Below are 388 nucleotides of genomic sequence, written 5' to 3'. Positions count from 1 at the left end.
GCCGAGCGCACCCGGGCCCTGTTCCGCAACCAGCCGCCGGCCGGCGGCCCGAGGGACTATACGGCGCCGGAGGACGACGGCGAGGAGGGGGGCTTTGTGCCGCCGGAACCGCCGCCCCTTGGCACCGGGGAGCCGCTGGTGGTCCTTGCCTGGATCGGCGCAATCGGCGGCCCGTTGCTGTTGTTGGTGTTCGCCATGTTGTGGCGCAGCGCTCCGCTGGCGGTGGTGCTGGGCACCATTGCCGTTTTTGTGGGATCCGCCGCGTACCTTCTGTTCCGCCTGCCGCAGTACCGCGATGAGGGCGACGACGGCGCGGCCGTCTAGCTGCGGCCCTCCCCGCCGGTGCGGCGGGTCAGCGGCGTGCCGCGATCCGGGACAGGTCGGCCGC

General features: G+C 73.5%; 1 protein-coding gene. It reads left to right on the top strand.

Annotation, left to right across the window (positions count from 1 at the left end):
* A partial coding sequence (locus AC5RUF_RS16355) for a hypothetical protein (protein WP_494131292.1) occupies nucleotides 1-324 on the top strand: 324 nt, incomplete at its 5' end.
* Nucleotides 325-388: the final 64 nt, after the last annotated feature.

Source organism: Arthrobacter sp. Y3224198 (genome assembly GCF_059090025.1).
Note: the sequence above shows the minus strand (reverse complement) of the source record. Positions and strands in the feature narration are given on the sequence as shown.